The organism is Paenibacillus sp. FSL R7-277 (genome assembly GCF_000517965.1).
Taxonomy (GTDB): Bacteria; Bacillota; Bacilli; order Paenibacillales; family Paenibacillaceae; genus Paenibacillus_AQ; species Paenibacillus_AQ silagei.
Map to the genome: position 1 here is coordinate 1 of NZ_ASPX01000110.1, position 19,792 is coordinate 19,792.

Genomic DNA, 19,792 nt, shown 5'->3' on the forward strand with positions numbered 1-19,792 from the left:
TGCGGAAGGTACGGCAGCTCCGGCGTCGCCAAGCGCAGCGGCGACGCAACCATCGGCGGGCGCAAGCAAGCCCGCCAAGTCCCCGGTGTCGCCAGGCGCAGCGGCGACGCAGCCATCGGCGAGCGAGCCCGCCAAGCCGGCGTCGCCAAGCGCAGCGGCGACGCAGCCTTCGGCGGGCGCAAGCAAGCCCGCCAAGTCCCCGGCGGCCACACCCAAGCCGCCGACCCCCGCGCCCGCTGCGGCGGCTACACCCAAGCCGGACAACGTAGTCACTCTCTCCATCACCGGAGATGAGGAGCATGGCGTGATTCTGGCCACTGCCCAGTACGAGATCAAGAAGGGCGAGAGTGTGCTGGACCTGCTGAAGCGGATTACACGGGCACAGAAGATCCAGATGGAATATCAGGGCAGCAAGGCTTTTGCTTACGTGGAAGGTATAGATAATTTGTACGAGGGTGATCACGGGGCAGAGAGCGGCTGGATGTACAAGGTCAATGGAGAATTTCCCTCCAAGGCTGCGGGTAGCTGGATCGTCGAGCCCGGGGATACCATCGAGTGGCTGTATACGCTTGATCTAGGCAAAGACCTGGGGGCCAAAGCGCCATGAGCAGCGGCTTTCGTTCCATGCATCCGGTAGTAGCCCTGCTGTATTATGCAGGGCTGCTGCTGTTCACTCTGCTGGTCTTCCATCCGTTATTTCTGGCTACAGAGATAGCCGGACTGCTGGCGCTGCTGCTGTTGCAGGGACAAGGGCGTCAGCTGTTGCGCAGCTTGCCTTTTATGCTGCTGATGGCAGCTTCCGTGGCCTTGCTGAACCCGCTGTTCTCGCATAGAGGGGCGCATATTCTGTTCTACTGGCTGGATCAGCCTATTACGCTGGAAGCTGTGCTGTATGGACTGATGATGATGACTATGCTGCTTACTATTTTTATCTGGTTTATATCCTACAATTACACGGTGACCACAGATAAATTCATGTATCTGTTCGCGGCGGCTGCGCCGAGAACGGCGCTGCTGACGCTGATGGCCATCCGGTTCGTGCCGCTGTTCCAGCGGCGGCTGCGCCAGATTACGCTGATCCAGCGTCTGCGCGGGGTAGATACCGGTACGGGAAGCCTTAAGAAAAGAATGACAGATGGAATGACGCTGCTCAAAGTGCTGCTGACCTGGTCGCTGGAAGAAGCCCTCCAGACTGGAGACTCCATGACAGCCCGTGGTTACGGCAGCACCAAACGTAGCACTTACACGATATACAAGGCCGATTTGCAGGATAAGCTGGTGATGCTGCTGTTAACCGTTAGCGGTGTGGTTACGCTGCTGTTCTGGGTGCAGGGCTACGGCAAGCTGGAGATCTATCCCCGGATGAGGCCAGCGGACTTCGGCTGGCAGGAGGCCGTCATGTACGGCAGCTTCTGCCTGTTCGTGCTGATTCCTGCGGGACTGGAAGGAAAGGAGAAATGGTTATGGAGATCCTCAAAGCACAGCAATTATCCTTCCGATACCCTGAAGAAGACAGGGACACGCTCCATGAGCTATCGTTCGTCATAGAAGAGGGGGAATTTGTCGTGCTCTGCGGCCCGTCCGGCAGCGGCAAAACCACCCTGCTGCGTCATCTGAAGCGGGAGCTCACTCCGGTGGGTTCATCCAGAGGAACCTTGACTTACAAAGGGCAGCCTCTGTCCGGGCTTCCGGCAGCGGTGGCCGCCGGGGAGATCGGGATGGTCTTCCAGAACCCGGATGCACAGATCGTGATGGATACGGTCTGGCATGAGCTGGCCTTCTCCATGGAGAACCTGGGGCTACCGCCTGCTGTCATGCGGACCCGGCTGGCGGAGATTTGCGGCTTGTTCGGGCTGGAGCCGCTGCTCTACCGTCCGGTACATGAGCTGTCAGGCGGACAAAAGCAGCTCATGAACCTGGCCTCAGTACTGCTGCTTCAGCCCAAGGTGCTGCTGCTGGATGAGCCAACCTCCCAGCTTGATCCTGTTGCTGCGCGGGAATTCATTATGGCGCTGCAGCGGCTTAACGAGGAAATGGCGGTCACAGTGATCATCAGCGAGCACAGGCTGGAGGAGGTGCTGCCGCTGGCCGATCGGGTGCTGATGCTGGAAGACGGCAAGCTGCTGGCAGATGCCGCTCCCCGCCTGTTCGCCCGGCAGACCGGCAGCGGAGCCTTGACTTCCGCTGGGCGTTACTTGCCAGCCGCCTCACGCCTGTACTTGTCGCTTGCTCCGGAAGCGGATTCCGCTGCGCCGGAGAATATTCCGCTGACCGTGCGTGAGGGCAGACGCTGGCTGCATGCCCTGATGGCAGGAACGGACGCTGCCGCAGGCGCTGAACTGGTTAATAACTTGAATAGGGAGGCAGGGACGACTCCCCTCGTTTCCCGCATGCAATCTGTTCCAGAGGGGGATTCACCTCCACCCCCCGCCGGAGTATCCGTGAAATCCTCGTCAGAGGAACTCCAAGCGGCCGGAGCAGAGACTCTCCTCTTCTGCCGCGAAGTGACCTTCCGGTATGAGAAGGAGGGCCGGGAGGTCCTGAGGAAGCTCACGCTGACGCTTAAGCAGGGGGAGCTCCTGGCAGTCATGGGCGGAAACGGTGCGGGCAAGTCCACCCTGCTGCATGTGCTGAACGGGTTGATGAAGCCGCAGCGCGGCAGGATAGAGCTGGCAAAGGGTAAGACAACAGGTCTGCTGGCGCAGAATCCGCTGCTCTATTTCAGCTATGATACGGTAGCCGAGGAGCTGCAGCATATGGGGAGCTACGCCGGGTTAACGCCAGAGGCAGCAGCAAGCGAGATTGAGGCTTTGCTGGCGGTATTCCAGCTCCGGGAGGTGCTGCAGAGTCATCCGCATGACCTCAGCGGCGGGCAACAGCAGCAGACCGCGCTTGCCATGATGCTGCTGATGAAGCCGGATATTCTGCTGCTGGATGAGCCGACTAAGGGGCTTGATCCGGCCGCCAAAGACAGGCTGGCCGCCCTGCTTCAGCAATTGCGCGGGCAGATGATCAGTATTCTCATCGTAACGCATGATGTAGAATTCGCGGCTAAGCATGCTTCGCGCTGTGCACTCCTATTTGACGGGGGAATTACGGCAGAGGGCACACCGGCTGAGTTCTTCAGCAACAATTACTTCTATACCACGGCAGTCAACCGGATAGTGCGGGACTGGCTGCCGCAGGCATTGATAATAGAGGATGTGATTCGCGCATGGCCCGCTTCCGCATTCCGCTGCTAATTGCCCTGGGACTCTTCACCGCCGGGCTTGCGCTTACCGCAGCATTCACTGACCGGCATTATGTGCTGCTTAGCGTGGTGCTGCTGCTGGCTGCTCTCCTGCCGCTGTTCATCCGTTTGGAGCGCCGATCGCTCCAGTCCCGTGAACTCGTGCTGCTGGCTGTGTTGTCTGCTATTGCAGCGGTCAGCCGGATTCCTTTTGCCGCATTACCGGGGGTAAAGCCTGTGTCGGCCGTTGTCATCCTCTCCGCTTATGTCTTCGGGGCAGAGGCGGGATTCGTCATCGGAGCAGTCGCTGCCCTGGTCTCTAATATTTACTTCGGGCAGGGGCCCTGGACGCCATGGCAGATGTTTGCCTGGGGTATGACCGGACTTACAGCCGGGTGGCTGCGGAGGAGCTGGCTATTGCGCCGGCGGGCCGGGCTGCTGGTGTTTGGTTTCATCTGGGGGTTCCTGTTCGGCTGGATTATGAATATCTGGGTCCTTCTCAGTCTGCCGGATGCCTTTAGCTGGCGGCTGGTTGCTGTTACGTTTGCCGCAAGCTTTTATTTCGATCTGGCCCATGCCTTGTCGAATGTATTCTTCTTAGCGGTGCTGGCCGGAGGCTGGACCAAGGTGCTGCAGAGATTCCGCAAGAAATATGGCTTGCTTCAAGAGTGAATGGAATTATAATTAATGGATATCGCTCTACCAAAACGATAATTTTCTTCTTTTTTCGACAAATTTCTTAGCAGGGCCATCAACAATTCGATGTTATTCTCCGATAATTAAGGTTACAGCTAGATATCGAGAAGGCGGGATAACAGGAAATGAGACATCTGAAGATTAAGCATAAAATGATTGTACTGATCGCAGTGGTTATTCTACTACTAATCGGGATCGGAACAACGGGTATCCTGACGACAACCAGAATGGCTGAGAGGTCTGAAGAGACATACAGGCAGAACCTGCAGCCGATTTATTTCGTAACGGAGATCCGCGGGAATAACCGGGCGATTGAGTCTTTTCTGCTGGAGGATCTGATTACAACGGATGACGCGAAGAAGCAGGAGCTGAAGGCGAGAATTCAGGAGAATATCCAGACAAATAATGAGCTGATGGCCGAACTGAGGAAGATTGAATTCAACAATGACAAGATTGCAGCTTATGTGAACGAATATACCCTGCTGCTGCCGGATTACCGTTCACAGCGTGATAATATTATCCATCTGGCCGATAACGATCTTAACGACGAAGGGTATCAGGTGTTCACGGGTCGGACCTTTAACGAGCTGCGTGACAAAATGGTCCGGCTGCTTGAAGAGACAGCGACGTTATTCATTCAGGATGCGTCTGCCCATAATACACGGACGGCTGACAGTGCCAAGAGCTCTGCTACGTTAAGCGGCATTCTGATTGCGCTGGCCTTGCTGCTCAGTATTGTCCTGAGTGTGATCATCACCAGATTGATTACGAGACCGCTGAAGGAATTGCAGGGGCTGATGAAGCGGGCGGAAGAAGGGGACCTGACGGCCTCTGCCGCTTACCGGTCCAAGGATGAGATCGGCCAGATTAATACATCGTTTAATACCATGCTGGACGGGTTGAAAAATATGATGCGCGGCGTCTCGGAGAGCGCCGAGATTCTCTCGGCCTCCTCCCAACAGATGAGCGCCAGTGCCGACCAGACCGCGCACGCCTCACAGATGATCGCTGAGACTTCAGGCGAGATTGCAGCCGGATTCGATGTGCAGGCGGAGAGCATTACCCTTACTACACAGTCTGTACGGACGATGTCCTATGAGATTGCCGAAGCCCGGTATAGCGGCCAAGAAATGACCCGCCTGATGGAGCAGGCTGCCTCCTCCACGGAACGCGGTGTAGACGCAGTAGAACAGATTCTGGCCCAGATGCGGGAGATTGACTCCAGTGTCTCGGCGAGCCGCCAGATTGTCGGCAACCTGGGTAGCCTGTCCGAAGAGATTAACACCATCATTACAACCATTAATGAGATTGCGACCCAGACCAATCTGTTGTCCCTGAATGCTTCCATCGAAGCCGCCCGGGCGGGCGAGCATGGCCGTGGCTTCGCGGTAGTTGCCGGTGAGATCCGCAAGCTGGCGGAAGCTACCGGAACAAGCTCGCTGCAGATTACAGAGATCATTAACCATATCCGTCAACAGACCGCCAGTGCCGTAGAATCGATGGAGCAAGGCTCCGGGATTGTCTCTCACGGTGTAGCACAGAGTGAGGTGGTATCCGAAGCCTTTACGGCGATCCAGACCTCCATTCAGGCTGCCAGTGAGCAGACAGAGCAGATCACAGAGGTCATCGGCCATGTCGCGCAGGAATCCGAGGAAGTGGCCAGATCCATGTCAACGGTGAATGAAATCTCACGCAAAGGCGCCGCAGACGTTCAGGGCACCAGCGAAGCAAGCCTGGAGCAGCTGACCGCGATGGGAGAGATGTCCTCCTCTGCACAGTATCTGGCTACCCTGGCCGAGGACCTGCAGAAGCATCTGGCCCGGTTCCGGCTGTAACGGCTATAATAGACATCAGCCCGGCCCGATTCGGCCGAGGAACCCTGGAGATTCCCGGGCATCTTCGGCGGAGCCGGGCTTTTGAACGTATTATTATTAATCTCAAGGAGGCGGTCTCTATAATGAACACCCGAACATGGAAGCTGGCGATAGTTCCAGCCTTGTTAATGACACTTGCAGCTTGTAGCTCGAATCAGGCTAGTGCTCCGGCGGTTAGCCCCAGCCCACAGCCAACAGCGGCTCCTGTAGAAGCTTCTGCCCAGCCTACGGAAGGGCCAATGGTTACACCGGCACCTGCTGAAGCTGCTGGGGTAACGGTAGGGGAAAGTAAACAGTATGAGAAAATAGCAATTTCCGACTGGAAGGACGATAGAACCGTTGTCGTGTCCAAGCAGAACGATAAGCTGGGGCCGATCAGCTCAGGAGAGCTGAAGGGTTCCTATCCGCAGAGCCTGTATTTCTTCCATCCGGATACCGGCGAATACGAATTGATTACAGAGAAGGCGAACATGATGCTGGGGGATGCCAAGCTGTCCGCCGATCAGTTGTTTCTGCTCTATAGTGAATTCTCCCTGGGTGATCCAGTCTACAATGTAATGGACCTGGGGTCCAAGAAGACCTTCACCATCAAGGGCGATACCATTGCCGGAGCAATGGGGGCTGATTGGGCGGATAAGGATACGGTAGTGGGTCCTGCATACAGCGGGGGTGCTTATACAGCGACTACTTCTATGAAGATCGCACCGGTGGAAGGACTGGGCGGGGAAGGTCTGATTGTTGTAAGACAAATCAAGGATAAGATCTATTACACCAGTAATTCGAAGGACTCACTGCATAGCTTGGACCTGAATACTAAGACGAAGGCTGACTTGAATATTCCGGGTACCAGCAGCGTAATCCCTTCACCTGACGAAGAACAAATGCTGATCCTGCAATATAAGGAGACTACCCAGTCGCTGCTGCTCAGCGGCACAGACGGTATGAATCCGCGGACCCTGGTGGAAGGCGCCGAGCTTGGGGCCGTCTCCTGGTCCCCGGATCAGCGGCTGATTGCCTATAGTGTAACTATTGAGGAGAACGGGACAACGAATAATACCTTATATGTCTACGATCTGTCTTCTGACAAGTCCGTCCAGATTGCACAGAGCAATGGAACGATGACCACCTCATGGAGCCCCTCGGGCAAGCAGCTTGCGTATACAGAGCGGGATGACAGCGGGAGCAGCAGCAGTATAGTCCAGTTAAAGTAGAACATCAACATGATGGCAATCTTTAAAATTCAAAAAAGCGGTCCGCACCGGTAAATCTACCGGATACGGACCGCTTTTATTATAGATTCCTAGAAGGAGCATAATGCTCCTCTGCTTCTTACATGCTAAGCATACCAGCCCCATACGAAGATGAACAGGGTGCCGAAGATGGTGACCAGAGCCACGAACATGGCGTATGCGATGTTGATATACAGTTCTTTTTTGGAATCGGCCGATTCTCCGATGTGCATGAACACAAACAGCTGCAAGGAGGCCTGGATCAGCGCTGTAACCAGCAGCACCACCATATTGGCACTGGAAGACAGGTCTCCGTAAATTACAATCAGTGCAGCGGCAGAGAGGACCAGAGAGGCTACATAACCCATCACATGCTTAATAGGGAATAGTTGCTTCATCATGTCACATCAGTCCTTTCAGGTAGACGAAGCTGAAGATAAAGATCCAGACCACGTCTAAGAAGTGCCAGAACAAGGAGAAGATGAACGTTTTGTTGGCGGTAGCGGGAGTAATGCCGCGCTTCCACAGCTGAATCATAATGCCAATTCCCCACAGCAGACCGAAGCTGACGTGAAGACCATGCGTTCCCAGTAGTATGAACAGACTGGAGAGGAAGCCGCTGGTCTGCAGCGTAGCTCCTTCATGTACATAAGTGAAGAACTCGTCGATTTCAATACCGACAAAAGCCAGACCCATCACCAGCGTAATCGCCATGAAGACCATCATGGCTTTCTTGTAGCCGTGCCGCATAGCATGGACAGCCAGACCGATGGTGAAGGAGCTCGACAGCAGGAGGAAGGTCTCCATCAGCACCGGGCCGATCTCGAACAGCTCGCTGCCGCTTGGTCCGCTGGCATAGCGGTTAACCATTACGAAATATACAGTGAACAGCGTAGCGAAGAGAGGGATCTCGGCTCCGAGAAAGACCCAGAAGCCGAAGATCTTGTTACTGTTCTCTTCCGTTGAATATTCGAGCGGCTTGGACGCATCTATTTTCATACAGTCTCACCCCGCATCAGTTTCTTTTCTGTAGCTGCAATCTCTTCTACAGGAATGTAGTAGCCCTGGTCCTTATCGAAGGACATGAAGGCCAGCACAACCAGGATTCCAATCCCCGAGACAATCGCCGGAATCCACATGCTGAAGACCAGGAAGAAGCCGAGGAAGAAGAAGACTACACCCAATATGAACGGCTTGCCGGTGTTGCTGGGCATATGAATCTTGGTGTATTTGGTCTCTGTGTACAGCGGAATATTATCGTGCTTCGCAGACCATAGAGCATCGCGCGTCTCAACCTTAGGCACAATCGCAAAGTTGTAGAGCGGGATCGGGCTGTGTGTAGCCCATTCGAGCGTCCGGCCATCCCAAGGATCGTTGGTTGTATCTCTCGGCATGTAGCGGGTACTCCAGTAAATATTGTAGACCAGGATCACGAAGCCGATCGCAAGTCCGACGGCCCCGACGAAGCTCAGCATATTGAGCGGACCAAAGCCTGATTCCTTAGAATAAGTATACAGACGGCGTGTCATTCCCATCAGTCCCAGGAAGAACATTGGGAAGAAGGTTACGTTAAAGGAAATGATGATCCACCAGAAGGCATGCTTGCCCAGCCGTTCGTTCAGGCGGAAGCCGAACACTTTCGGGAACCAATAGTGGAACCCGGCGATAACGGCGAACACGGCACCCGGAATCAGCACGTAGTGGAAATGCGCAACCAGGAACATCGTGTTGTGATACTGGTAATCGGCGCTGGCCATTGCCAGCATGACGCCCGTTACCCCGCCGATCGTGAAGATCGGGATAAAGGCCAGCGTGTACAGCATCGGGGTCGTGAAGGTAATCCTGCCCTTTCGCAGGGTGAATAGCCAGTTGAATATTTTGACCCCGGTAGGTACTGCTATGGCCATCGTTGTGATTGAGAAGAAGCTGTTGACCATGGCACCTTGACCCATTGTATAGAAATGGTGCGCCCATACAAGGAAGGACAGGAGCGAGATGATCAGCATGCTGAATACCATGGAGGTATAGCCGTACAGGTTCTTCTTCGAGAAGGTGGCGATAATCTCACTATAAATACCGAAGGCCGGAAGGATAACGATATAGACCTCCGGATGTCCCCAGACCCAGAACAGGTTGGCCCAGAGCATATCCATCCCGCCGTTGGCCATCGTGAAGAACTGGGAGCCGAAGAGGCGGTCGAACATCATCATCGCCAGCGCTACGGTAAGAACCGGGAAGGCGAAGACAATGATAACGTTGGTGATAAGTACGGACCAGGTGAACATCGGCATCTTCATCAGCGTCATGCCTGGTGCGCGCATTTTGAGAATCGTTACGATAAAGTTAACCCCGGTGATCAGCGTACCGATACCGGATATTTGCAGGGCCAGAGAGTAATAGTTGTTCCCTACGGTCGGGCTGAATTCAAGACTCGCCAGCGGGAAGTAGGCTGACCAGCCCGCATCCGGCGAGCCGCCGATGACGAAGGAAATGTTCAGCAGCATGGCGCCCATGAAGAAGAGCCAGAAGCTGACGGCGTTCAGCCGCGGGAAGGCAACGTCCCGTGCGCCGATCTGCAGCGGAATGATTACGTTCATCAGACCGATGATAAAAGGCATGGCCATGAAGAGAATCATGATCAGACCATGGGTGGTGAAGACCTCATTGTAATGCTGCGCATCGAGGAATTTCATTTCCGGCGCAGCCGTCTGCAGACGCATCATCATCGCATCTACACCGCCGCGGAACAGCATCAGCAGCGCCGCGAGGATGTACATGATCCCGATTTTTTTGTGGTCAACCGTGGTCAGCCATTCGCGCCACAGATAGCCCCATTTCTTGAAATAGGTAAGCCCTACGAGAATCCCGATGGTTGCCAGTGCAATACTGATCATGGCCCCGTATATCAAGGGTTCGCCGTGAACCTTAAATTTGTCCAAATCCATTAGGGTAGCTCCTTTCAGTGTGTTGCATTAAGCTCTTCAGAGAGCTAGTGTCCTTCATGTGTGCTTTCATCGACAGGGGAGCTTGGCAGCGGCTGATCGACTTCCGGATCAGGCTTGCTGTCGAATTCCGTTCCGCTGGACGGCTCGGGAGACGGATGAATTTCCTTGTTATCCTGATGCTCCGGATTGCCGTTGTCCATATCCATCTCCTTGCCGCCGCCGCTCATATGATCTCCGTGATTTCCCGGAGGAGGGCTGAACTCCAGATGGGTGGAGGAATACGTTTTGCGTCCGAGGTAATCCGTGGCCAGTAGGCCTTTGAATTCTTCCTCAGTCAGCTTAGGTGCAGTTTCCTTCACTTCCTTCACCCAGTCCTCGTAACCTTTGTTACTCAGGACAAGTGCTTCGAATTCCATGTGGGCGAAGCCTTTACCGCTGAAGTTAGCATTCTTTCCGATATAAGAGCCTTCCGTATCAGCGGAGAGATGAAGCGTTGTCAGCATGTCGCTCATGGCGTACTTTTGACCGGCAAGCTGTGGAATCCAAAGACTGGTAATGGTGCCGAATGAGTACATTCTGAATTCAACTGCACGGTGTACCGGCATATTCACGTAGTTAACTGTTTCAATGCCTTCTTCCGGATAACTGAAATGCCATTTCCAGTTAGAGGAGGACGCATAGATGACCAGCGGAGTCTGATCTTTATAATCCGCAGCCACATTCTCCACTTCGGTTGTCGTCTTGACGGTTACAACAGACAGGAAGGCTACGATAATGATCGGGATAATAATCCAGATCGCCTCAAGGACTACATTGCCTTCCTCGTGTTTTGGAATGTAACCCTCATTACTCTTCTTCGCACGGTATTTCACCAATACAAAGATGTATAGGATGTAGACAACTGCCAGAACACCAAGCATTACAATAATTGAGAGGATAATGGTGTCAGATAACGTTCTGGCAGACGGCCCCTTCGGGTTCAGAACAGCGATCGAGCTGCATCCCGGCAGGAGAAGGATCAGGCTTAGAAACAGAGCGTATAACGGTCCCTTTTTTTTCATATAGAACTCCTTCCTTCAATACTACTTTTCATTCGCCGTTCATTAACGGAAGTACATTGATCTGTATCTATAGTAAGAACTACTTACCCATAATGCAAAATACATATTTTGTATAAATATATAAAATAGACCTTAAAAATGGCGAACAAGTTAAATATGTGTGATCAAATTGTTACAACTCCCTAAGGGTATGATAAAGATCACTGTAGTGGCGCACTTTAGCTAATTTTAAGGTTGTTCAATTTTTGTTCAAAATTCCGATATTGTTATTAAATTTGTCACAATTATTCTGTGCCAAAAACCGCTGATTTAACCGTGTAACGCCTGCTGTGACAGCATTCGACGAGAATTGCGTGCTTTCTGAAAATAATGGCGAACCCTCATTTATCATTGCATAAGAGTAACAATTTCTTAGCTTGCGGTTACAATCTCTCAAATTACGTTGAAAGTATATATGATAAAGTGATAGACAAATATACATAGATTGGAGACTGCTGCTGTGCGCATCAAGAAAATTCTGCTCTTATTCATGTCTTTATTCCTAATTATGGGGGTTGTGCAGGTCCCGGCTAACGCTAAAGGTGATAGCACTATTCTTAAACTCGGAGTCAACGATAAATTAAGCAAGGTTGAAGCTGTATCCGTAAAAGGCACCTATTATGTACCGCTGCGCGCGCTTGCGGATGAGCTGAAATGGACCCTTACCGGCCTGACGGACGGGATTCACGTAGCCGGCGGGACAGGTTCGCTTACCCTGCTGAGCAAGGACGGAGGTGCGGTACTGAAGGATGGGACTGCCGTGCCTATGAGCACTTTCGTACAGGACGGCAAACTCATGGCTCCGCTGAAGCTCAGCGGTTACCTCGGGTATAGCATTTCCTATGCGGGAGATAAATATTTACTTCGTGTGAAGGACGGCTCGGCGCAGCTTACCGATGCAGCCTTCACCGATAAATATGCTGCCGAGCTGAAGCCGGAGGCTCCGGTAGCTCCAACGAATCCAGCGACTCCGGTTACACCAACTGAGCCGGGCAAGCCGGGCCGGACCGTATACCTGACCTTCGACGATGGCCCGTCAGCCACGACTGGCGACCTGCTGGACATCCTCCGTAAATATGACGTACAGGCAACCTTCTTCATGCTGGGGAACAACATGAATCAGCATCCCGCCCAGGTGAAGCGGACTGCGAAAGAAGGCCATGGCTTAGCGCTGCATGGCGTGACCCACCGCCAGGAGAAGTTCTATGCTTCACCGGCAGCGGCGCTTGCCGAGATGTCGGGGGCCAATGCGACACTGAAGAAGCTGACGGGAGCCAGCACCACCTTGATCCGTACGCCATACGGAAGCAAGCCGTATTTCACCAAGTCCTTCAGGGATAAAGTCCTGACGCAGGGATATCATCTCTGGGACTGGAACGTGGATTCCTATGACTGGAAATACAAACAGAACAGCGACAGAATCTATAACACCGTGATGGATCAGGTGAACAAGCTGAAGGCGTCCAAGACCAATCCGGTCATTCTGATGCATGACCAGAAGGCTACACTCAAGGTACTGCCGCGTATTCTGGAGAAGCTGAAGAAGGAAGGCTATACCTTCAAGCTCATTACGAAGGATATGGAGCCGCTCAATTTCTGGAAGGATAAACGCTGATCCGTAAGGGTTAATAGAGAAGAGCAAGCTGCAGGGTAACCTGCGGGCTTGCTCTTTTTTTGGCGATAATCTATATGTTGTGAGGTTATTTGGCGTGCAGAGGTATAGAGAAATCACTGGTTCTGTCTACTTGTACAGATATTGCACCAGCATATGAACCAGCTCTGACTTCAGCCGGTCCACGGTGATCCTTTGGGGGGAGAAGGAGATGAAGTCAACAATAGCGCTCACAGACTCAAACACAATGATCGAAGCTGCCTCCGTATCCCCGGTCTTCAGCTCGTCTTGCCCCATCTGGAGATAGGTAAGCGTTTTGAGTCGGCCGGTCTCGTACTGGGCATCCATCAACTGCTTGATGGCCTCATCGCTGTGATACATAATGCTTAGATCCTTATGGTATCCGATAAAAGCCTTATGCGAGAGCAGAAGCGTGTCTATCAGATGCAGGATCAGGTCCGTACGTTCAATCGTATTGAAATTAATTTCTGACATTGAATCATCGATTCTGGCGAGCAGCTCATCCCCGTACATGTGGAGCACCTCAATGAATACGGCTCTTTTATCCACGAAATAGGAGTAGAAGCTCCCGGTCGAGACCCCGGCGGCGGCTGCAATCTCCTTGGTATTCGTCTGATAGAAGCCCTTGTCCGAGAATAGCTTCATCGCGGCCCGGATAATGGCTTCCTTGGTTCGTATACTGCGCTCCTGCTGCGGAGTTCTAATTTTGTCCTCTGTTCCACCCATATCGTAAGATCCCCCTCATAGTACAGATTGTAGTGGAGCGGTTTTGTGCTGTCAATAAAAGTTGAACCAAAGTTCATTTTTTTAATTGACAAATATGAACTTTGGTTCATATAATCTGAAATATGAACTTTATTTCATATTTCAGGAGATGATCAAGATGGGGATTGGAATGCGCAGAGCTTTATCCTTTACGGCGATTGTGCTGGGCTTTTTCATGGCGCTGCTGGATACGACCATTATTAATATTGCCCTGCCGGAGATGACCCGCCAGTTCGGGGGAAGTGTGTCGCAGGTATCCTGGGTGATGAACGGCTATAACCTGGCATTTGCCGTGTTCATCCTGACTGCCTCTCGTCTGGCTGACCAATTCGGACGGAAGAAGGTGTTTCTCATTGGCGTGGGGCTGTTCACACTGAGTTCCCTGCTGGCCGGACTCTCCACTTCCCTTGGCATGCTGATTCTGTTCAGGGTTATTCAAGGCTTGGCGGGAGCCGTTATTGTGCCGGTTACGATTCCGCTGAGCACCACCACCTTTCCCAAAGAAATGCACGGACTGATTATAGGCATATGGGGGGCCGTCTCGGGAGTGGCTGCTGCAAGCGGTCCGGCGCTTGGCGGAATATTGACACAGAAGCTGAGCTGGGAGTGGATTTTTTTTGTGAACGTACCGCTTGGGCTGCTGAGCATAGGGCTGACCGCTATATTCATTCAGGAATCACGCGATGATTCAGCAGGGCGATCCATAGATTACGGCGGAATCCTGGGGATAACGGTAGGGATGTTCTGCATTACATATGCTCTGATTAAAGTGCAGGATTACGGCTGGAGCTCGCGCCCGTTCCTGGGTCTGACGGCTGTGGGGCTGCTCTTTCTGGTGATCTTTTTTCTTACGCAGTATAAGGGGAAAGAACCGATGCTGCCTCTGTCCCTGCTGAAGATCAGAGCCTTCAACAGTAACTCGGTATCGATGATCGTGCTGGGGGCGGCGCTGATGAATATTTCGCTGTTGACCTCCTTTTACCTGACCCGGGTGATGGGGGTATCGGAGCTGAAGGCAGGGCTTGTCCTCTCAACCATGGCCTTAGGCTCCATCGCCAGCTCGGCTGTATCCGGGCCGCTGTCTGCGAAATATGGCAGCAGTCTGTTCGCCGTAGCGGGAATGGTGATGATTGGCGCTGCCACCTATTCCATGAGCGGGCTTGAGGCTGATTCTACGCTGGGTGCGGTGATGCTACGGCTTGCACTGACCGGCTTCGGCGTGGGGCTCTCAATGGCTCCTGTGATGTCATCGGCGATCCGGGTTGTTCCTGAAGACAAGGTCGGCATCGCCTCGGGGGTGACGAATATGGCGAAGGCGCTGGGAAGTGTGCTCGGTGTGGCCATCATCGTCACTGTGCTCCAGCACAATACAACCCGGGAGCTGAGCGCGGCGAATTCCGCAGGCACAGAGGCGGGGGCCGGGGTAATAAGACAACAGCAGGCGGCTGTGGATGCGTTCAGTCAGACCTATAAGTTCGCAGGCTACCTGCTGCTCCCGGGTATAGGCGCTGCCCTGTTCAGCGATGAACGCAGACAGCGGCGGAGCAGCAGTGTTCATGTTCAATAGAATAGTCCTACTAAGCAATCATAACCCCCATCTGTCCAACAGGCAGGTGGGGGTTATTTGCGTGACATGCTGAAACTCTATAAGACACACTAAAGAATAACAAAAAGCAAAAAGAAGCGAAGGGGAAATTTGGAACTGGAGGAGCGGTAGCGTCCGCCTGAAAGCTTTCCACAGGAAAGCTCGCATCGGAAGCATAGACTTAGTTGGATTTCTACCGCGAAGAGCGGTTCGATCAAGAAATCGAAATACAACAGCGGCCGGAAGTCCAAATGTTCACCGCAGCGACGACCAGGCTTTGAATTCTAATCTTAAGTGCGTCTTTTATAGACAAAGTAAAAGTTAATGATTGACATTAATCCTCAACTGTATTAATAATAGTAGTACAGTTAACACAGTTGAACAGCCGGATCATAGATCCGAAGAAAGGAGGACTGTCATGTTCGAACTGGATGTTCGCAGCCGCAAGCCGATCTATGAGCAGCTCACCGACAAGGTCAAAGAGATGATTATGCATGGTATTCTGCGGGCGGATGAACAGCTGCCCTCGGTGAGGACTTTATCCTCGCAGCTCACAGTGAACCCGAATACGATCCAGAAGGCTTACAGGGAGCTGGAGCGGGAAGGGTACATCTATTCACAGCAGGGCAAGGGCAACTTCGTGGCCCCGCTGCAGCAGGGGCAGAATGAGATCAAACGGGCGGAGCTGAAGGAAGAGCTGCTGCGTCTGATGGCAGAGGCGGTATACCTTGGTTTTACGGAAAGTGAAATGAGTGCGCTGTACCGCCAGGCGCTGGATAAGAGAAGAGAGGAGAACAGCCATGATTGAGATTCGCGGAGTCAGCAAGATTTTTCAGGAGGAAAAGGCTGTTGATAACATCTCGCTGACTGTACATAAAGGCGCTATTTACGGATTGCTGGGATCGAATGGGGCGGGCAAAACAACGCTGCTGAAGACGCTCGCCGGTATTTATCGTCCTGAGGCGGGGAGTGTCAAGCTCGCCGGGCAGCCGGTGTATGAGTCGCCGGAGGTGAAGCGCAGAATGATCTTCATGCCGGATAGTCCGTATTTCTTCGCGCAGGCAACCATTAAGAGTATGGCGGCATTCTACCGCTCTATATATCCGGGCTGGAGCCAGAAAAGGTACGAGGAGCTTGGGACGATGTTCCGGCTCGACACCCGGCGCAAGCTCAGCCGTTTCTCCAAGGGGATGCAACGCCAGGCTGCTGTCTGGCTGGCCCTCAGCTGCAAGCCGGATGTGCTGATCATGGACGAGCCCATCGACGGGCTGGACCCGGTGATGCGCCGGCAGATCAAGAATCTCCTGTTCCAGGAGGTCGCCGAGCGGGAGCTGACGGTGCTGATCTCCTCGCATAACCTGCGGGAGATTGAGGATTTATGCGACCATGTCGGCATTATGCATGAGGGACGGATGCTGGTCGAGAAGGATCTGGATGATCTGAAGGCGGACACGCATAAGATTCAGGTGGCTTTCCGCGACGAACGCCATGCGGCCGCACTGGATGCCAAGCTGCAGATTCTCCACCGGGAGCAGCGGGGAAGTGTCAGCCTGTATATTGTAAAAGGGGACCGGGAGCGGATCAGCCAGGCTTTTCATGTCTACGAGCCTTATGTATTTGATCTGCTGCCGCTGACGCTGGAGGAAATCTTTATTTATGAAATGGGGGATGCCGGTTATGACGCGCAGCCGATTATTCTTTAACAGCAGCATTATCCGCCAGAACCTGCGCCAGCATGGCTGGATTGGAATTTTATATACATTGCTCTTGTTGTTTGTTCTCCCGCTGGAGATGTTCATGGAGAGCAATCCGCTTGCGGAGCCAAATACAGTAGACAATCTGTTCAATATCGGTGGTGCGGATATCGCACCGTTCCTTATCGCTTTTCCGGTTGTGGCCGGATTGTTCCTGTTCCGTTATCTGCAGTCCAAAATGCCTTCGGATCTGTGGCACAGCCTCCCGCTGCGCCGCTCGCACCTGCTGGCTTCCCATACGGTAAGCGGATTGATCCTGCTGCTTGTGCCGGTCTGGCTTACGGCTGCGGTTACAGCTATCGTCCGCCCGCTGGACGGCAATATGTATATCTATCAAGGCGCGGATGTCTGGGAGTGGTGCCTGGTTACCAGTGTGCTGACGCTGTTTCTGTATGTCTTTACTATCTTTGTAGGTATTTGCACAGGACAGACCATTCTGCAGGGAATAGTGGTCTTCATTCTGTTAATTCTTCCGGCAGCACTGCTGCAATTTACCGACATGCACTTGAACAGATATCTGTACGGGTATCCGGAAGGGTCAAGCTTGTGGGGGACCCTGATCAACTGGGCGCCGTTACTGCGTATTATGAATATCTCCTATGAGCCTCTTAGTAATAAAGAGATATGGAGCTATATCCTCTTGTCTGCTGTGTTCATGGTATTGTCATTCGTGCTGTACCGTAAGCGTCACAGCGAAAAAGCCACTCAGGCGATGGCCTTCACCTACTTCAATCCGCTATTCAAAGGCGGTGTAATGCTCTGCAGCATGCTGCTGGCGAGCAGCTACTTCGGCAGCATCAGGCAGCAGCCCGGCTGGATTATCGGCAGCGCCATTGCCGGAGGGGTGATCGGCTATATCGTAGTTGAAATGATTCTCCGCAAAACCTGGCATATTCTGAACCGCAGAATGCCGCTGGAATTCGTGGTGTACGGTGTACTGCTGGGCCTGCTGCTCTATGTTCCCGTGTCCGAATTAACGGGTTATGAGAACCGGGTTCCGCGAAATGATAAAGTAACCGAAGTATTTGCCGGAGGGAATTACGGGGAATTAACCCGGAATCTGCAAGGAATCACTACCCGGGAAGAACGGGAGGATGAGATATTCTCCGCAGACCGGAAATACATCGAGGCTGTAACCGCCTTGCATCATGCTGTCGTAGCTTCGAAGCCGGACCAGCAGCATAATACCCGTCGGTATGATTATCGCGAGAGCAAGCGTTTCACGTTTGCTTACCGGCTGGAGAGCGGGCGGAAGCTGATGCGGACCTACATTATTCCGGCAGCGGGCTTTGAGCCGGAGCTGAAGGCGGTCATGGAGCATGCGGAATACAAACGTGACCGGTATCTTCTGTCCCGGATGGACGAGAACGTAGAGAGCTTCAGGCTAAGCAATTTGAACAAGGTCATAAGTATTTCTGACCCGCAGGATGTACAGGAGTTCAACGAAATTCTGAAACGGGAAATTCTTAATATGTCCTATGAAGATGAGGTCTCTGATCAACGGGCGAGAGCATCCATCAATTTGGTCTACAAGCCGGATTCGACCGATTATCAGCTATTCTATACGTATGAATGGCTTCCTTCCTTCAAGGAGATGACCGCTTGGCTGGAACAGAAGGGCTATGCCGGTAAAATCAAGCTTACCGCAGCAGATGTTTTGTCCGCAGAAATGTTCCGGGATATACACCAGAGTGCAATCCCTCAGGGTTTGATTTACGATCCTGACACCCGTCTGGAGTTGGCCCGCAGCGAGAAGCGGTCAGCGGTGGTTACAGATAAGACTCTGATTGATAGTATTCTGGAGCACCGGCGCGATTTCACCCGCGAAGAGGGCAGATATGTAGTGAAGATCGAGTATAAGGGCGGGACAGTTAATTACATTTCGCTGCATGAGCAAGATGTGGCACCGGCGCTTAAGGCCCTTCTTCCTTAGGTCATTGTCATACTATGTTAATCCTAGTCAGATTTAAGGCCCCCGCTCACGGAAATATTTCCTGTGCGGGGGCTTTGCTCTGCCGCATCCATGACGGCAGAAGAGGTTACAGCTGCTTCCGTTGCAAAATCTATTATTCGGATAGCGGTAGCAAGAGCGTCTGAGTGTCTTAACCTGCCTGCTTGGGTTATGCTTATATTATAGCAAGTAAGGGTTCAAATGGACCTGCCAGCTACGACAGCTAAGGAGGGAAGCCTTATGGAAGAGGTACGGGATCATCTGGATCACGGACTCCAGATTGTTTTCATCGGGTTCAACCCCAGCATCCGATCCGGGGAGCTGGGTCATCATTATGCCAATCCGCGCAATAACTTCTGGCGCATACTGCATAAGTCCGGGCTGACGCCGCGGTTATACGAGGCCTCCGAGGACGGGGAACTGCTGAAGTTGGGATACGGCTTCACCAACATCGTTGCCCGTCCCACCGTAGGCGCTGAAGATATCACCCGGGAGGAGTACGCCAGGGGCCGTGAACTCCTGCGGGCCAAGCTGGAGGAATACCGCCCGGAGATTGCCTGCTTTGTCGGCAAGGGCGTGTACACAGAATTCAGCCGCAGAACTACAGCCTCCTGGGGCTTCCAGGAAGGCATTGCTCCGGTGGTGGACGGAGTCCGCGAGTTCGTCGCCCCATCGTCCAGCGGCCTGGTCCGCATGCCGATGCCTGAGATTATCGGAATCTACTCGCAGCTGCGTGACTTCACCGAGGAGCAGGAGCCTTGAGACCGGAGATATCCGTCTTATGGGCGCGTGTGATCGATGTATGTTAAAAACCGAACACAATAGGGACGGATGGGGGTACGCGGGCCCGATGTATTCGGAAAACCGAATACATTGCTCAGGCGCGAGGTAAGTAGCCCAATTGTATGCGAAAAACCGAACACAATGTGCAGATACGAGGGTGAGTGGCCCATTGCTCCACAGCCCCCTAAAGAAGTTGGAGTCCTCCCCCACAAAAATGTAGACTAGATATAGGAGGAGGATGAACGGTA

17 protein-coding genes are annotated in these 19,792 nt (G+C 53.0%); 12 read left to right on the plus strand and 5 right to left on the minus strand.

Going from position 1 to position 19,792, the window contains the following annotated elements:
• The 6 genes from C173_RS33920 to C173_RS28025 form a co-directional block, all read left to right on the plus strand.
• Positions 1 to 607: DUF4430 domain-containing protein (locus tag C173_RS33920; RefSeq protein ID WP_081751376.1), on the plus strand; the 607-nt coding region annotated here is incomplete at its 5' end.
• On the plus strand, positions 604 to 1,548 hold the full coding sequence (locus C173_RS28005; protein ID WP_051478519.1) for an energy-coupling factor transporter transmembrane component T: 945 nt from the start codon (positions 604 to 606) through the stop codon (positions 1,546 to 1,548). The genes C173_RS33920 and C173_RS28005, both read left to right, overlap by 4 nt.
• Positions 1,464 to 3,242 carry an ABC transporter ATP-binding protein gene (locus tag C173_RS28010; RefSeq protein ID WP_036731430.1) on the plus strand — a complete coding sequence of 593 codons (1,779 nt, stop codon included), beginning with the start codon at positions 1,464 to 1,466 and terminating at the stop codon, positions 3,240 to 3,242. Before C173_RS28005 ends, C173_RS28010 begins: the two co-directional genes overlap by 85 nt.
• Entirely contained in the window at positions 3,215 to 3,901 is a 687-nt protein-coding gene (locus C173_RS28015) for an ECF transporter S component (RefSeq protein WP_036731433.1), read from the plus strand. Before C173_RS28010 ends, C173_RS28015 begins: the two co-directional genes overlap by 28 nt.
• Before the next feature lie 149 nt (positions 3,902 to 4,050).
• Positions 4,051 to 5,760 (plus strand): methyl-accepting chemotaxis protein, encoded by a 1,710-nt coding sequence (locus tag C173_RS28020; RefSeq protein WP_036731436.1) that lies wholly within the window; start codon positions 4,051 to 4,053, stop codon positions 5,758 to 5,760.
• A 122-nt stretch (positions 5,761 to 5,882) separates the two neighbouring features.
• Positions 5,883 to 7,010: a TolB family protein gene (locus C173_RS28025; RefSeq protein ID WP_155991669.1), complete on the plus strand. Its 1,128-nt coding sequence runs from the start codon at positions 5,883 to 5,885 to the stop codon at positions 7,008 to 7,010.
• Positions 7,011 to 7,135: 125 nt separating this feature from the next.
• On the opposite strand, the gene qoxD is transcribed toward C173_RS28025, so the two are convergent.
• Genes qoxD through qoxA form a run of 4 tightly spaced genes read right to left on the minus strand, consistent with a single transcriptional unit; the run spans position 7,136 to position 11,034 of the window.
• A complete protein-coding gene (gene qoxD, locus C173_RS28030) occupies positions 7,136 to 7,429 on the minus strand; it encodes a cytochrome aa3 quinol oxidase subunit IV (protein ID WP_036731442.1) in 294 nt (97 codons plus the stop codon).
• 1 nt (position 7,430) lies between these two features.
• Positions 7,431 to 8,027: a cytochrome aa3 quinol oxidase subunit III gene (gene qoxC, locus C173_RS28035; protein ID WP_036693560.1), complete on the minus strand. Its 597-nt coding sequence runs from the start codon at positions 8,025 to 8,027 to the stop codon at positions 7,431 to 7,433.
• Entirely contained in the window at positions 8,024 to 9,973 is a 1,950-nt protein-coding gene (gene qoxB, locus C173_RS28040) for a cytochrome aa3 quinol oxidase subunit I (protein WP_036731445.1), read from the minus strand. Before qoxB ends, qoxC begins: the two co-directional genes overlap by 4 nt.
• A 44-nt stretch (positions 9,974 to 10,017) precedes the next feature.
• Complete coding sequence (qoxA, locus tag C173_RS28045; RefSeq protein WP_036731448.1) at positions 10,018 to 11,034, minus strand: cytochrome aa3 quinol oxidase subunit II; 1,017 nt, start codon at positions 11,032 to 11,034, stop codon at positions 10,018 to 10,020.
• A 499-nt stretch (positions 11,035 to 11,533) separates the two neighbouring features.
• On the opposite strand from qoxA, the gene C173_RS28050 reads away from it, so the two are divergent.
• Positions 11,534 to 12,688, plus strand: coding sequence for a polysaccharide deacetylase family protein (locus C173_RS28050; RefSeq protein WP_051478522.1), 1,155 nt, complete (start codon positions 11,534 to 11,536; stop codon positions 12,686 to 12,688).
• 126 nt (positions 12,689 to 12,814) lie between these two features.
• Here the strand turns inward: C173_RS28050 and C173_RS28055 are convergent, their stop codons facing one another.
• On the minus strand, positions 12,815 to 13,432 hold the full coding sequence (locus tag C173_RS28055; protein ID WP_036731451.1) for a TetR/AcrR family transcriptional regulator: 618 nt from the start codon (positions 13,430 to 13,432) through the stop codon (positions 12,815 to 12,817).
• Between the two features lie 157 nt (positions 13,433 to 13,589).
• Between C173_RS28055 and C173_RS28060 the strand changes: the two genes are divergently transcribed.
• The 5 genes from C173_RS28060 to C173_RS28080 all read left to right on the plus strand — a co-directional run bounded on the left by C173_RS28060 (position 13,590) and on the right by C173_RS28080 (position 19,523).
• Entirely contained in the window at positions 13,590 to 15,038 is a 1,449-nt protein-coding gene (locus tag C173_RS28060; protein ID WP_235192053.1) for an MFS transporter, read from the plus strand.
• A 436-nt stretch (positions 15,039 to 15,474) separates the two neighbouring features.
• On the plus strand, positions 15,475 to 15,864 hold the full coding sequence (locus C173_RS28065) for a GntR family transcriptional regulator (RefSeq protein ID WP_036731454.1): 390 nt from the start codon (positions 15,475 to 15,477) through the stop codon (positions 15,862 to 15,864).
• On the plus strand, positions 15,857 to 16,759 hold the full coding sequence (locus tag C173_RS28070) for an ABC transporter ATP-binding protein (RefSeq protein ID WP_036731456.1): 903 nt from the start codon (positions 15,857 to 15,859) through the stop codon (positions 16,757 to 16,759). The genes C173_RS28065 and C173_RS28070 overlap by 8 nt, the downstream gene beginning before the upstream one ends.
• The gene (locus C173_RS28075) at positions 16,713 to 18,743 is read left to right on the plus strand and encodes a YrzE family protein (RefSeq protein ID WP_155991670.1); all 2,031 of its coding nucleotides are present in this window, start codon (positions 16,713 to 16,715) and stop codon (positions 18,741 to 18,743) included. The genes C173_RS28070 and C173_RS28075 overlap by 47 nt, the downstream gene beginning before the upstream one ends.
• A gap of 258 nt (positions 18,744 to 19,001) precedes the next feature.
• The gene (locus tag C173_RS28080; protein WP_036731464.1) at positions 19,002 to 19,523 is read left to right on the plus strand and encodes a mismatch-specific DNA-glycosylase; all 522 of its coding nucleotides are present in this window, start codon (positions 19,002 to 19,004) and stop codon (positions 19,521 to 19,523) included.
• The last annotated feature ends 269 nt before the right edge of the window (positions 19,524 to 19,792 follow it).